Below are 13,144 nucleotides of genomic sequence, written 5' to 3'. Positions count from 1 at the left end.
ATGTAAGGAGTGTTTTCATGATAAATCGAACGTTAAAACAAGTAGAGCAGATGATAAATGGTACTGGATTAGCAGAGCAGTATGAGGGAATTACTATACAAGGAGTGTCTATTGATACGAGGAAAATTGAAAATGGAAATTTATATGTTCCAATTCAAGGTGAACGTTTCGATGGACATGCTTTTGTAGACAAAGCTGTTGAAAATGGGGCGATTGCTACATTATGGATGAAAGATGTAGAAAACCCACCTGAAAATCTTCCGGTTATTTTTGTAGAAGATACACTAGCAGCATTGCAAATGTTAGCGAAAAACTATCGTGATCAATTGGATGTAAAAGTTGTTGGTGTAACGGGTAGTAATGGTAAAACATCTACGAAAGATATTGTAACAAGTATTCTTGCGACTAAATTTAAAGTTCAAAAAACAGAAGGTAATTTCAACAACCACATCGGTTTACCTCTTACTATTTTAAATTTAGAGGAAAATACAGAAGTAGCTGTATTAGAAATGGGCATGTCAAGCCGAGGAGAAATTGAATTTCTATCTAAGTTAGCTCGTCCTAATGCAGCTATTATTACGAACATTGGTGAGGCGCACTTAATGGATTTAGGCTCTCGTGAGGCGATTGCTGAAGCGAAGTTAGAAATTGTTACAGGTTTACAAAAGGGTGGCGTGTTCGTATATAATGGAGATGAGCCGCTATTAACGAATCGTGTTCCAGAAATGAATTTAGCAGCTGAAACAGTTACATTTGGTGATGCGAGAGCAAATGATTACTATCCAACTACTGTAACATTGCAGGCGACTGGGACACACTTTAAAATGAACAGGGATGAAACTTTGTCATTCTATTTGCCAGTACTAGGAAAGCATAATGTATATAATACGCTTGCTTCAATGGCAATTGCAAAACATTTTGGTGTAACGTGGGAAGAAATGAAACAAGGTTTAGTAACACTTCAAATGACAGGTATGCGTATGGAAATTGTAAAAACAGATAGTGGTTTAACAATTATCAATGATGCTTATAATGCTAGTCCAACAGCTATGGAAGCTGCGTTCCACCTAATGAATGGTTTAGATGGATTTGCTAAAAAAATTGTTGTGCTTGGTGATATGTTAGAACTTGGAAATCAAGAAGTGCAATTTCATTATGAAGTAGGTAAATTAATTGATCCAGCAAAAATTTCATATGTATTCACATATGGTAAATTAGGGGCTCAAATTGCTGAAGGTGCAAAAATTAATTTCCCTAAAGACCGTGTAAAAGCGTATGATAGTAAAGAAGAGTTAATAAAAGAGTTGCAAGCAGTAGTCGGTACGAAAGATGTTGTATTAGTAAAAGCATCTCGCGGCATGAAATTAGAAGAAGTAATTACGATGTTGAAATAATTGGTGTATATAAATAGGGATGATAGCCACGAAAATAGTGGAAACTTATAATAAGCGCTTACAGTAAACGATAAAAAAATAAAAGTAAAGAAAAAAGCTCTGAATATGAAATAAGGTAACAGTTGGGGTTTGCTTTTTACACCTACAAAACTTATAATTGATAAAGTGTAATAACGTTTAGAAGTATTTTCGTGAAGAATATACGCCCGGTTATATACGTAAGTATTCAGGAAAATGGCTTTTCCGCAAGTTCGGAAAACGCCTTTTTTTAAATGATAAGTATAGGATAGAAAAGGAGAAGTAACATTGACAACATTTCGAGAACTAGGATTAAGTGAGTCTTTACTACAATCTGTTGAAAGTATGGGCTTTGAAGAGGCTACGCCGATTCAAGCTGAAACAATTCCACATGCATTGCAAGGTAAGGATATTATTGGGCAAGCGCAAACAGGTACAGGGAAAACAGCAGCATTCGGATTACCACTATTAGATAAAGTGGATACAAATAAAGAAGCAGTTCAAGGTATTGTTATCGCGCCAACGCGTGAATTAGCAATTCAAGTTGGAGAAGAGCTATACAAAATTGGTAAACATAAACGTGTTCGTATTCTACCAATTTATGGTGGTCAAGATATTAACCGCCAAATTCGTGCTCTAAAAAAACACCCACACATTATTGTAGGTACGCCGGGTCGTATTTTAGATCATATCAACCGTAAAACACTTCGCTTACAAAACGTAGAGACTGTTGTTCTTGACGAAGCGGATGAAATGTTAAACATGGGCTTCATTGAAGATATTGAAGCGATTTTAACAGATGTGCCAGAAACACATCAAACATTATTATTCTCAGCGACAATGCCAGATCCAATCCGTCGTATTGCTGAGCGTTTCATGACTGAGCCTCAACACATTAAAGTAAAAGCAAAAGAAGTAACAATGCCAAACATTCAGCAGTTCTATTTAGAAGTGCAAGAAAAGAAAAAGTTTGACGTGTTAACACGCTTACTAGATATTCAATCTCCAGAGCTTGCAATCATATTCGGTCGTACAAAGCGTCGTGTTGATGAATTATCAGAAGCATTAAACTTACGTGGTTATGCAGCAGAAGGTATTCACGGTGACTTAACACAAGCGAAGCGTATGTCTGTATTACGTAAATTTAAAGAAGGTACTATTGAAGTTCTTGTTGCAACAGACGTTGCTGCACGTGGTCTTGATATTTCAGGCGTAACACACGTATACAACTTCGATATCCCACAAGATCCAGAATCATACGTTCACCGTATCGGTCGTACTGGCCGTGCCGGTAAAAAAGGTATTGCAATGTTATTTGTAACACCACGTGAATCAGGACAATTAAAAAATATCGAGCGTACAACAAAACGTAAAGTTGATCGTATGGACGCACCGACACTTGACGAGGCGTTAGAAGGTCAACAACGTTTAATCGCTGAAAAACTTCAAAGCACAATTGAAAATGATAACTTATCATACTACAAGCGTATTGCAGAAGAAATGTTAGAAGAGAATGATTCTGTAACAGTAGTAGCTGCTGCTTTAAAAATGATGACAAAAGAGCCGGATACAACTCCGATCGCTTTAACATCAGAACCACCAGTTGTTTCAAGAGGTGGCGGTGGCGGTTCTAAAAAACGCGGTGGTAACGGAAGTGGATACCGTGATGGTAACCGTAATCGTAGTCGTGATGGACGCGGCGGTGGCGATGGTCGTAACCGTGATCGCAATCGTGATGGACGTGGAAGCGGAAGTGGCGATGGTCGTAACCGTGATCGTAATCGTGATGGCGGTAGCCGTGATGCTGGTAGCCGTGATGGCAACCGTGGGCGTAAAGGTGAAGGTCGCCCTGGATCTTCAAATGGACGCGGCGAAAGAAAACATCATAGCCGTCCACAAGCTTAATAAAAAAGAGAATGCCCTTTGCTGGCATTCTCTTTTTTTATTTCTGTAATTGTGCATACTACATAGTAACTCGTATAGAAATGAGGTGCTATATGCTTGTAAGACTTGGGTATGTTGCGATGAGTGTACATTTGAAGAATGCTTCTCCATCTCAAACGATGACGTATGCACAGTTTCAGCGGATTGATGATCGAGAGGCTGCGATTCGTAAACTTGAAAGAATCGCTAATTCGAATTTGGAAAATTGCTTACGGTTATTAAAACATAATAAAGGGCATGATATATCTTTCTTTCGACTTAGTTCCAAGCTTATTCCTTTAGCGAATCATGAGGAGTTGTTAGATTGGAACTATATTCGTCCGTTAAAAGAAAATCTGAAAGAATTAGGTGAATATGCAATTCGTATGAATATGCGAATTGACTTCCATCCAGATCACTTTGTTGTACTAAATTCACCTGAGGAGAGTATTCTTAAACAATCTGTAAAGACATTGCAGATGCACAAAAAATTGTTAAAGGGTATGGGAATTGAACATAAGCAACGATGTGTATTACATGTGGGAGGAGGTTATAAAGATAAGGAGCTTGCATTAGAACGCTTTATAGAAAATTGGTCAACTGTTCCAAGAGGTATTCAAGAGATGATTATATTAGAAAATGATGACACGACCTTTTCTTTAGAAGAAACATTGTATTTAGGTGAGAAATTAGACATTCCAGTCGTGTTTGATTTGCACCATCATATGATGAATAATGACCAGGAAGATTGGCATGAAGATTGGGCGCGTGTTGTACATACGTGGGAATCGTCTTTGTTACCGGTTAAAATGCACATCTCCAGTCCTAGAGATGGAAAAAACCCGAGAGCACATGCAGATTTTATTGATGTAGATACTTTCTTATCTTTTTTGAAAAAGATAAAGGGGAGTGTTCCGCGAATTGATTGTATGATTGAGGCGAAGAAAAAGGACGAGTCTTTATTTCAACTAATGAGAGAGTTAAGTAAACAAACAGATGTGGAAATTATCGATGGTGCGAGCTTCTATATTAAATAAGCTCTGCGCCATCGTTTTTTTTTGTTAAAAAAGGGGTGCACATGCCGCCGATGATCAGTCCTGTTAAATGGCTTATAGGATTGGCAGAGGGATTAAAGAAAGTAAATAGTAGTAATATAAGTATCATTATTGAAAAAATAGCGATGTCTCTTGGTTTTGAAGAACGATATCGACTATACAATAAAAATAATTGGGCGCCTAGTAATCCGAAAATACCACCAGATGCTCCGGCGTGAATATATTCAAGAGGCATAATAATATAAGAAGAAATATTCCCGAGAATGCCAGAAAGGAAAAAAATAATGATGAAAGAAAAGTGTCCTAGTTGTTTTTCGATAGAAGAACCAAATACGAATAAACAAATACTATTAGAAAGGAAATGTTGTAAGTCTACGTGTACAAGTAAGGAAGTTATGACACGCCACCATTCTCCTTTAGCGATATATTCATTGTAGGCTGCCAGGTGAAAGAGGGAAAAGTCGCTCAATATAATCATGACTAATTGTATAAGAAGTAAAGAAATGATAATCGGTTGTAAGGAAATGCGAGTGGATGGTATTAGCATGTTGTTAGTATCACTCCTTTTGCATCAGAAAGATTCTCTGTTATTCTTACAATATGAATGAAGAAAGCTAAATAGAAGAAGGGGATTTTGAAATGATTGTAGGGATTGGAATCGATATTATTGAGTTAAATCGAATTGAAAAAATGCTAGATGGAAAGCTTAAATTTATGGAACGTATTTTAACTGAAAGAGAACGTGGTGTTGCCGAGGGGCTGAAAGGAAGTCGTCTTACAGAATTTGTAGCTGGAAGATTTGCAGCAAAAGAGGCGTATTCTAAAGCGGTAGGGACCGGTATCGGGAAAGAAGTGAGTTTTTTAGATATTGAAGTAAGGAATGATGATAGAGGTAAGCCGATTATCATTACAAATACAGAGCATATTGTTCATTTATCAATTAGTCATAGTAAAGAATTTGCCGTTGCTCAAGTTGTTTTGGAAAGCTCGTCACGCTAGTCTGCATATTTTATATCTTTGTCTCATATATTTGAGGTAGCGATAAGGAAGGCATATCTTCCATTCATTTATAGGGGCAAAGGGGCTGAAGTGATGAAAAGGCGTCTGTTTTTAGTTCTTGTCGGTTTATTGACCGTTTTTGTGTTGGCGGGTTGTATGGAAAAGAAACAGGAAGATGTTGTGAGAGATTTAGAAACGAAAGTTAAAAGTATGAAGAGTTATCAAGCTGAAGCGAAATTATCTATTAAAACAGGAAATGAACCTCAAGAGTACAATGTAGAAATTTGGCATAAAGAACCTTCGTATTATCGTGTGAATTTGCAGAATGCGAAAAAGGATCAGAGTCAAATTATTTTAAGGAATGATGAAGGTGTATTTGTATTAACACCGGCACTTAATAAGAGTTTCCGTTTTCAAAGTGATTGGCCGCAAAATAGTAGCCAGGCTTATTTATATGAATCACTTGTAAGAGATATTTTGCAAGATAAGAAAAATCTCTCTTTCGAGAAAACAGATAAGTATTATGTGTTTAAAACAAAAACAAATTATCAACATCAAAATATGTTGCCGAAACAAGAAATTAAGCTGAATAAAAGTGATTTAACACCAGTTTCTGTGAAACTGATGGATAATGATCAAAATGTCCTTGTAAAAGTAGATTTCACTAAAGTAAAGTTTGATGCAAAGTTTGATAAAGGTGCATTTGATACGAAACAAAATATGTCTAGAGCACAAGTAGATGTTCAGACGGCAGCGAAAGAAGACAAACCGTTTGCTATTTTGTATCCACGTGATACACCGCAAGGTATGACTTTGAAAGAGGAAGAAGAGTTGAAGACAGACAGTGGCAAGCGTGCAATACTCACATACACTGGAAGTAAGAAATCCTTTACTTTAATACAAGAAAAGTCAAAAGTTGCAGAGGCCTCATCGGCGGTAAGTGTAAGTGGAGAGCCGGTTGATCTTGGTTTCACGATTGGTGCATTGACGAAAGACTCTGTAACGTGGTCACATAACGGAGTAGAATATATGCTCGTGTCTAAAGGTTTAGAGCCGAATGAGTTGTTGATGGTTGCTCGTTCGGTTACAGCGAAGCAGGTGAAGTAAACTTCTTAGACGTGGTGATATATGTGCACCACGTCTTTTCTTAGTTTGAAGGTGGATTTCATAAAAGAAGCATATAAAAGAATAAGCTTCGCATATCGTGTATAAGGAAGTGTATTTATGGAAGAAGCACCGTTTTACCGTGACACTTGGGTGGAAGTGGATTTAGATGCGATCTATAACAATGTTACGCATATTAAAGAGTTCATTCCAAGTGATGTAGAAATTTTTGCTGTAGTTAAAGCAAATGCATATGGGCACGATTATGTACCAGTGGCTAAAACCGCATTAGAAGCAGGGGCAACAAGATTAGCAGTTGCTTTTTTAGATGAAGCTTTAGTGCTTCGGAGGGCTGGTATTACTGCACCGATTTTAGTATTAGGTCCTTCCCCTCCTCGTGATGTAAATGTTGCTGCTGAAAATGATGTAGCATTAACTGTTTTTCAAAAAGAATGGGTAGAAGACGCGATAAAGCTCTGGGATGGTTCATCAATAATGAAATTCCATATTAATTTTGATAGTGGTATGGGGAGAATTGGAATACGCGAACGCAAAGAATTAAAGGGGTTCTTAAAGAGTTTAGAAGGCGCGCCATTTTTAGAGTTAGAAGGAGTATATACACATTTTGCAACATCCGATGAGGTTGAGACTTCTTACTTTGATAAGCAATATAATACGTTCTTGCAGCAGTTAAGTTGGTTGAAAGAATTTGGAGTGAACCCTAAATTTGTCCATACAGCCAATAGTGCTGCAACGTTAAGATTTCAAGGGATTACATTTAATGCAGTGCGAATTGGTATTGCGATGTATGGACTATCCCCATCTGTAGAAATACGTCCTTTTTTACCGTTTAAATTGGAACCGGCGTTGTCACTTCATACGAAAGTTGCTCATATTAAGCAAGTGATTAAAGGGGATGGGATTAGTTATAATGTCACATACCGAACGAGAACCGAAGAATGGATTGCGACAGTTGCGATTGGGTATGCAGATGGCTGGCTTAGAAGATTGCAAGGGTTTAAGGTACTTGTAAACGGTGAAAGAGTACCGATTGTAGGGCGAGTGACAATGGATCAATTCATGATACATCTTCCTTGTGAAGTGCCACTTGGTACGAAAGTTACACTCATTGGGAGACAAGGTGATGAGTATATTAGTGCTACCGAGGTTGCTGAATATTCCGGGACTATTAATTATGAAATTATTGCAACGATAAGCTTCCGTGTACCGAGAATATTTATACGACACGGTAAAGTTGTAGAAGTAATCAATTATTTGAACGATATATAGAAGAAGGTATTATTACTCAGCACCTCGTCATTTGGAGGAGTTTCACTAATAAAGAATAGGCTCTTTTTCGCTGGGGAGCTTCTTTTTATACTTGTTATTAATATAAGTTGCAATGAAATATTACTGAAGGATTGCTTTATTTCTTGTTTGAAAGAGATAAAAAGTAAAAGAAGATGAATGTTTTATTTATGAATTGGAAAACATAAGCAAGGAATAAGGAAGTCTTTGCAACAGGCTCCATACAATGGTATTATTACAATAGGTGTCATATATATATTTGGGTGTGTAGTTGACGGTGGAGGTGTATTTTTGTGTCCGAATCAAGTGTAACTACTGAAATCGTGGTTCGGTTGCCAAAGCAAATGGTAACGGAATTGGACGGAATTGGAAAACAAGAGAATAAGAATCGCCATGAACTAATTTGCCAGGCAACACAACTGTTATTGCGTCAACATAAGACGAAGAAACGCTACCAACATGAATCGATGCGACGTGGGTACATTGAAATGGGAAAAATTAATCTTGGTATTGCATCTGAAGCTTTCTTAGCAGAGTATGAAGCAGCTCATACAGTAGAACGCTTAGTTAGCGGGGGGTAATATTTTGATTGTAAAACGCGGCGACGTGTATTTTGCAGACCTTTCCCCAGTTGTTGGTTCTGAGCAAGGAGGCGTTCGTCCGGTTCTTGTCATTCAAAATGACATCGGAAATCGTTTTAGTCCGACTGTGATTGTAGCGGCTATTACTGCGCAGATTCAAAAAGCGAAATTACCCACTCATGTGGAAATTGATGCGAAAAAGTACGGTTTTGAGAGGGATTCTGTTATTTTACTTGAGCAGATTCGAACAATCGATAAGCAACGCTTAACGGACAAAATCACTCATTTGGATGAAGTGATGATGAGTCGTGTAGATGAAGCGTTACAAATTAGTTTAGGACTAATAGATTTTTAAATCGGCAGTTTAAGTTGCTCTCTTTACAGGGCAACTTTTTTTTATTATAGAGGAGGTTACGGTTGGATATGGAAATGGTAGATAATCGACAAGGGTTAATGAAAATGTTAGTGAAAGAATTAGGCTTTACAGAAAAGCAAGTTCGTCATGTTATTCAATTAACAGAAGAAGGTAACACAGTTCCATTTATCGCTCGTTACCGAAAAGAATGGACAGGGTCTCTTGATGAGGTGCAAATTCGTGCAATCTTAGAAAGATGGCAATATATGATGCAACTAGAAGATAGGAAAGAAGAGGTTCTTCGTCTTATTGGTGAAAAGGGTAAACTAACCGAAGAGTTGCGTCGTCATATTGTTGCTGCAACAAAACTTCAAGAAGTAGAAGACTTATATCGTCCATATAAAGAAAAAAGAAGAACGAAAGCTACAATTGCTAAAGAAAAGGGATTAGAACCGTTAGCTGAGTGGCTATTATTATATAAAAAAGAAAATCCAGCAGAGAAGGCTATGGAATTTGTTAATGCAGAAAAGGAAGTGGCGTCTGCAGAAGATGCGTTGCAAGGTGCGCAAGATATTATTGCGGAACTTGTTTCGGATAATGCGGCATATCGTAGTTGGATTCGCAATACTACTTTCCGAAAAGGGATTATGTCTTCATCTGTAAAAGATAAAGAAAAAGATGAAAAGAATATATATGAAATGTATTATGGCTATGAAGAACCGTTGCAAAAAGTAGTGCCGCATCGTGTACTAGCTATGAATCGTGGTGAAAAGGAAGACGTATTAAGAGTTTCTGTTATCACGCCAATTGAAGAAATTCTTCAGTTTTTACATAAAAAAATGATTCTTGATGAAGCTTCTAAAAGTGCGCATTATGTACAATTAGCGATGGAAGATGGATATAAGCGATTAATTCAACCTTCAATAGAAAGAGAAATTCGTAAAGAATTAATGGAAACGGCCGAAGAACAAGCGATTCATATTTTCTCTGAGAATTTACGTAATTTATTATTACAACCTCCGATGAAAGGGAAAGTTGTGTTAGCGGTAGATCCAGCATATAGAACTGGTTGTAAATTAGCTGTAGTAGATGATACAGGAAAAGTTCTTCACATAGATGTTATTTATCCGCATCCGCCTGCTCGTAAATATGAGGATGCAAAAACGAAAATCATTTCAATTATAGATAAATATGAAGTTGAAATGATAGCGATTGGAAATGGTACAGCTTCGAGGGAAACGGAAGAATTTATAGTAGATGTATTACAAAATGTAGAACGAGATGTATTTTACATTATTGTAAATGAAGCGGGTGCTAGTGTGTACTCAGCATCTGATGTAGCTCGCGAGGAGTTTCCGAATTTACAGGTTGAAGAAAGAAGTGCTGTTTCAATTGGGAGACGTCTACAAGATCCACTTGCAGAGCTTGTGAAAATTGACCCTAAATCTGTTGGGGTGGGACAATATCAACATGATGTATCTCAAAAGAGATTAAATGAATCATTAACATTTGTAGTAGAGACAGCAGTTAACCGAGTTGGTGTTAATGTAAATACAGCTTCAGTTGCATTGTTGCAATATGTTTCGGGATTATCAAAAACAGTTGCGAAAAACATTGTAGCTAAGCGTGAGGAAGATGGGAAATTCACGAAGCGTACTGAATTAAAGAAAATCCCACGTTTAGGTGCAAAAACATATGAACAATGTATCGGGTTTTTACGTATATTAGAAGGAGCGAATCCGTTAGATCGCACAGGGATTCATCCAGAACAATATAAAAATGTTGAATTGCTATTGAAGAGCTTAAGGTTATCAAAGAATGATGTGGGGAAACCGAACTTGCAAAAGAGTTTCGAAGGAGTAGATATTTCTAAATTATCTCAAGAGACGGAGATTGGTGAGCCGACATTAGTTGATATTATGGATGCTTTAATTAGCCCGGAGCGAGATATGAGGGATGAGTTGCCAAAGCCACTTTTGAAAAAGGGGATTTTAAAATTAGAAGATTTAAAGCGTGGTATGGAATTAGAGGGAACGATCCGCAATGTTGTTGATTTCGGTGCCTTTGTTGATATTGGTGTGAAGCAAGATGGTTTAGTACATATTTCTAAACTAAGCAAACAATTTGTAAAGCATCCATTAGATATTGTATCCGTGGGACAAATTGTAAAGGTATGGGTAGATGATATTGATACGAAAAAAGGTCGTGTTGCATTATCAATGTTACCGATTGAATAGTAAGAAAAGAGAGCAGATGAAACTGCTCTTTTTTTTATGAACTGGAAAGTTTAATTGATTATGAGCTTTGATGTATTTTACTATAATAAAACCAGCATTCATTTAGTAACTTGATTTGATACCGGTTTTTCTCGAAATATGCACGTTGCATTTGTTTCTTTAGCCACGTGGGCATAGGAATCCCTCCTTGTTTAATCCTGCTCTCAAAAAAAGTAGCTCCTTTTAGTTAAAGTAACTTTGATGAGAGGTTGGTGAGTGGATTTCTAGCAATGCTGCATTTTTAGAAATCACGCTTCTTGAATGAGGATGGGTATATGTACTATTTACTATATGTATAAGAAGGGAGAAAAGTGTGGAAATATTTTTTAGTTTAGGAGGAATGAGAATGGATGAGCAAGAAATTCAGCGGTTAGTGGAAGAGGTATCGTTACAATGCTTTGGAATGCCGTTTTTACATAAAGCGATGTTTAATAGTAGGTTACGTACAACTGGTGGGCGCTATCTATTGAAGAATCATAATATAGAATTGAATTATCGATATTACGAAGTATATGGAAAAGAAGAGTTAGTCGGGATTGTTAAACATGAACTTTGTCATTATCACTTACATATCACAGGAAAAGGGTATAAGCATCGAGATAGAGATTTTCGGGAGTTATTAAAGAAAGTAGGTGCACCACGTTTTTGTAAACGAATGATTAGTGAGGAGGAAACGAGAGTTTCTATGTATGAATGTATGGGGTGTTCTTTTCAATATGTAAGAAGACGTCAAATAAATACACAAAGATATGTATGTGGAAAGTGTAAAGGACAACTAAAACTGGTAGTGAAAACATCTTGACAGTGAAAACGCAATCCAGTATATTATAAACATGTCACGTTTGCGCAAGATGTTGTGAAAAAACTTCTTGACTTACGATGAGAATTTTTATAAGATACAAATTGTCTTCATTATTCCGCAGTAGCTCAGTGGTAGAGCTATCGGCTGTTAACCGATCGGTCGTAGGTTCGAGTCCTACCTGCGGAGCCATACAGAGAAGTACCCAAGTGGCTCAAGGGGCTCCCCTGCTAAGGGAGTAGATCGCTAACGCGGTGCGAGGGTTCGAATCCCTTCTTCTCTGCCATACATATTGGCCCGTTGGTCAAGTGGTTAAGACACCGCCCTTTCACGGCGGTAACACGGGTTCGAATCCCGTACGGGTCACCACTTCGGAGGATTAGCTCAGCTGGGAGAGCACCTGCCTTACAAGCAGGGGGTCGGCGGTTCGATCCCGTCATCCTCCACCATATAAATTATATAAATAATATTATCGCGGGGTGGAGCAGTACGGTAGCTCGTCGGGCTCATAACCCGAAGGTCGCAGGTTCAAATCCTGTCCCCGCAACCAAATGGTCCCGTGGTGTAGTGGTTAACATGCCTGCCTGTCACGCAGGAGATCGCCGGTTCGACCCCGGTCGGGACCGCCATTTTAACTTCTGCTATATAGCAGTTGTTTTTTATTGGACATTATGGTAAAATAACATTTGTCTTTGAAAAGAAGATAACTATTTCGATGGGCTATAGCCAAGCGGTAAGGCAACGGACTTTGACTCCGTCATGCGCTGGTTCGAATCCAGCTAGCCCAGCCATTTACGAGCCATTAGCTCAGTTGGTAGAGCATCTGACTTTTAATCAGAGGGTCGAAGGTTCGAATCCTTCATGGCTCACTTTTGTTTTTTCCGCGCGGTCGTGGCGGAACGGCAGACGCGCTAGGTTGAGGGCCTAGTGGGGGAAACCCCGTGGAGGTTCAAGTCCTCTCGGCCGCATCAAAAAATCTTTTAAAAAGTACTTGCATTTGAAAATGTAGTATGGTAAGATAATTGAGTCGCCAAAATACAACGACGAAAAAACATCATGAATAAGCGCCCGTAGCTCAATTGGATAGAGCGTTTGACTACGGATCAAGAGGTTAGGGGTTCGACTCCTCTCGGGCGCGCCATAACGGGAAGTGGCTCAGCTTGGTAGAGCACCTGGTTTGGGACCAGGGGGTCGCAGGTTCAAATCCTGTCTTCCCGACCACGCGGGTGTAGTTTAGTGGTAAAACAAGAGCCTTCCAAGCTCTGGTCGAGAGTTCGATTCTCTTCACCCGCTTTTAGTTCTTTGAAAACTGAACGAAACAAACAACGTGAA

At 38.3% G+C, this 13,144-nt stretch carries 12 protein-coding genes and 12 tRNA genes; 22 read left to right on the top strand and 2 right to left on the bottom strand.

Annotated features, from left to right (window positions below):
* Positions 1–17 precede the first annotated feature (17 nt).
* The 3 genes from murF (at position 18) to uvsE (ending at position 4,372) form a co-directional block, all read left to right on the top strand.
* Positions 18–1,394: a UDP-N-acetylmuramoyl-tripeptide--D-alanyl-D-alanine ligase gene (murF, locus tag JFU20_RS13835; RefSeq protein ID WP_002009963.1), complete on the top strand. Its 1,377-nt coding sequence runs from the start codon at positions 18–20 to the stop codon at positions 1,392–1,394.
* A 306-nt stretch (positions 1,395–1,700) separates the two neighbouring features.
* Positions 1,701–3,317: a degradosome RNA helicase CshA gene (gene cshA / locus JFU20_RS13830; RefSeq protein WP_002063522.1), complete on the top strand. Its 1,617-nt coding sequence runs from the start codon at positions 1,701–1,703 to the stop codon at positions 3,315–3,317.
* Positions 3,318–3,409: 92 nt separating this feature from the next.
* Positions 3,410–4,372 (top strand): UV DNA damage repair endonuclease UvsE, encoded by a 963-nt coding sequence (uvsE, locus tag JFU20_RS13825; RefSeq protein WP_002009966.1) that lies wholly within the window; start codon positions 3,410–3,412, stop codon positions 4,370–4,372.
* On the opposite strand, the gene JFU20_RS13820 is transcribed toward uvsE, so the two are convergent.
* The gene (locus JFU20_RS13820; RefSeq protein WP_002167128.1) at positions 4,365–4,937 is read right to left on the bottom strand and encodes a rhomboid family intramembrane serine protease; all 573 of its coding nucleotides are present in this window, start codon (positions 4,935–4,937) and stop codon (positions 4,365–4,367) included. The genes uvsE and JFU20_RS13820 overlap by 8 nt on opposite strands.
* Positions 4,938–5,029: 92 nt before the next feature.
* Between JFU20_RS13820 and acpS the strand changes: the two genes are divergently transcribed.
* From acpS to JFU20_RS13790, 6 genes are all read left to right on the top strand, one after another.
* Positions 5,030–5,389, top strand: coding sequence for a holo-ACP synthase (gene acpS, locus JFU20_RS13815; RefSeq protein WP_002009969.1), 360 nt, complete (start codon positions 5,030–5,032; stop codon positions 5,387–5,389).
* Between the two features lie 156 nt (positions 5,390–5,545).
* Complete coding sequence (locus tag JFU20_RS13810; RefSeq protein ID WP_002091373.1) at positions 5,546–6,496, top strand: LolA family protein; 951 nt, start codon at positions 5,546–5,548, stop codon at positions 6,494–6,496.
* A 117-nt stretch (positions 6,497–6,613) separates the two neighbouring features.
* Positions 6,614–7,783, top strand: coding sequence for an alanine racemase (gene alr / locus JFU20_RS13805; RefSeq protein ID WP_002009971.1), 1,170 nt, complete (start codon positions 6,614–6,616; stop codon positions 7,781–7,783).
* Positions 7,784–8,094: 311 nt separating this feature from the next.
* On the top strand, positions 8,095–8,382 hold the full coding sequence (locus tag JFU20_RS13800) for an antitoxin EndoAI (RefSeq protein WP_000004570.1): 288 nt from the start codon (positions 8,095–8,097) through the stop codon (positions 8,380–8,382).
* Between the two features lie 4 nt (positions 8,383–8,386).
* A complete protein-coding gene (ndoA, locus tag JFU20_RS13795) occupies positions 8,387–8,737 on the top strand; it encodes a type II toxin-antitoxin system endoribonuclease NdoA (RefSeq protein WP_000635965.1) in 351 nt (116 codons plus the stop codon).
* A gap of 68 nt (positions 8,738–8,805) precedes the next feature.
* A complete protein-coding gene (locus JFU20_RS13790) occupies positions 8,806–10,974 on the top strand; it encodes a Tex family protein (RefSeq protein WP_201039232.1) in 2,169 nt (722 codons plus the stop codon).
* A 58-nt stretch (positions 10,975–11,032) separates the two neighbouring features.
* On the opposite strand, the gene cmpA is transcribed toward JFU20_RS13790, so the two are convergent.
* Positions 11,033–11,149, bottom strand: coding sequence for a cortex morphogenetic protein CmpA (cmpA, locus tag JFU20_RS13785; protein ID WP_001143642.1), 117 nt, complete (start codon positions 11,147–11,149; stop codon positions 11,033–11,035).
* A 210-nt stretch (positions 11,150–11,359) separates the two neighbouring features.
* On the opposite strand from cmpA, the gene JFU20_RS13780 reads away from it, so the two are divergent.
* The 13 genes from JFU20_RS13780 (at position 11,360) to JFU20_RS13720 (ending at position 13,105) form a co-directional block, all read left to right on the top strand.
* A complete protein-coding gene (locus tag JFU20_RS13780; protein WP_016095131.1) occupies positions 11,360–11,815 on the top strand; it encodes a SprT family protein in 456 nt (151 codons plus the stop codon).
* Between the two features lie 114 nt (positions 11,816–11,929).
* Positions 11,930–12,004 (top strand) — tRNA-Asn (locus tag JFU20_RS13775).
* A 3-nt stretch (positions 12,005–12,007) separates the two neighbouring features.
* Positions 12,008–12,098: transfer RNA gene (locus JFU20_RS13770), tRNA-Ser, on the top strand.
* A gap of 8 nt (positions 12,099–12,106) precedes the next feature.
* Positions 12,107–12,181, top strand: a tRNA-Glu gene (locus JFU20_RS13765).
* Positions 12,182–12,185: 4 nt separating this feature from the next.
* Positions 12,186–12,261 (top strand) — tRNA-Val (locus JFU20_RS13760).
* A 24-nt stretch (positions 12,262–12,285) separates the two neighbouring features.
* Positions 12,286–12,362: transfer RNA gene (locus JFU20_RS13755), tRNA-Met, on the top strand.
* Positions 12,363–12,365: 3 nt separating this feature from the next.
* A tRNA-Asp gene (locus JFU20_RS13750) sits at positions 12,366–12,441 on the top strand.
* Positions 12,442–12,528: 87 nt separating this feature from the next.
* A tRNA-Gln gene (locus JFU20_RS13745) sits at positions 12,529–12,603 on the top strand.
* Between the two features lie 5 nt (positions 12,604–12,608).
* Positions 12,609–12,681: transfer RNA gene (locus tag JFU20_RS13740), tRNA-Lys, on the top strand.
* A 16-nt stretch (positions 12,682–12,697) separates the two neighbouring features.
* A tRNA-Leu gene (locus tag JFU20_RS13735) sits at positions 12,698–12,780 on the top strand.
* A 96-nt stretch (positions 12,781–12,876) separates the two neighbouring features.
* A tRNA-Arg gene (locus JFU20_RS13730) sits at positions 12,877–12,953 on the top strand.
* A 3-nt stretch (positions 12,954–12,956) separates the two neighbouring features.
* A tRNA-Pro gene (locus JFU20_RS13725) sits at positions 12,957–13,033 on the top strand.
* 1 nt (position 13,034) lies between these two features.
* Positions 13,035–13,105: transfer RNA gene (locus JFU20_RS13720), tRNA-Gly, on the top strand.
* The last annotated feature ends 39 nt before the right edge of the window (positions 13,106–13,144 follow it).

Source organism: Bacillus sp. TH30, from assembly GCF_016650875.1.
Classification (GTDB): domain Bacteria; phylum Bacillota; class Bacilli; order Bacillales; family Bacillaceae_G; genus Bacillus_A; species Bacillus_A mycoides.
The sequence above is the reverse complement of the archived record's forward strand: the minus strand, read 5'-3'. Positions and strand labels throughout refer to the sequence as shown.

Coding starts and splice junctions, on each gene's coding strand:
- JFU20_RS13820 (WP_002167128.1), bottom strand. CDS start 4,937: ATGCTAATACCATCCACTCGCATTTCCTTACAACCGATTATCATTTCT.
- cmpA (WP_001143642.1), bottom strand. CDS start 11,149: ATGCCCACGTGGCTAAAGAAACAAATGCAACGTGCATATTTCGAGAAA.
- JFU20_RS13810 (WP_002091373.1), top strand. CDS start 5,546: ATGGAAAAGAAACAGGAAGATGTTGTGAGAGATTTAGAAACGAAAGTT.
- uvsE (WP_002009966.1), top strand. CDS start 3,410: ATGCTTGTAAGACTTGGGTATGTTGCGATGAGTGTACATTTGAAGAAT.
- alr (WP_002009971.1), top strand. CDS start 6,614: ATGGAAGAAGCACCGTTTTACCGTGACACTTGGGTGGAAGTGGATTTA.
- murF (WP_002009963.1), top strand. CDS start 18: ATGATAAATCGAACGTTAAAACAAGTAGAGCAGATGATAAATGGTACT.
- JFU20_RS13780 (WP_016095131.1), top strand. CDS start 11,360: ATGGATGAGCAAGAAATTCAGCGGTTAGTGGAAGAGGTATCGTTACAA.
- acpS (WP_002009969.1), top strand. CDS start 5,030: ATGATTGTAGGGATTGGAATCGATATTATTGAGTTAAATCGAATTGAA.
- JFU20_RS13790 (WP_201039232.1), top strand. CDS start 8,806: ATGGAAATGGTAGATAATCGACAAGGGTTAATGAAAATGTTAGTGAAA.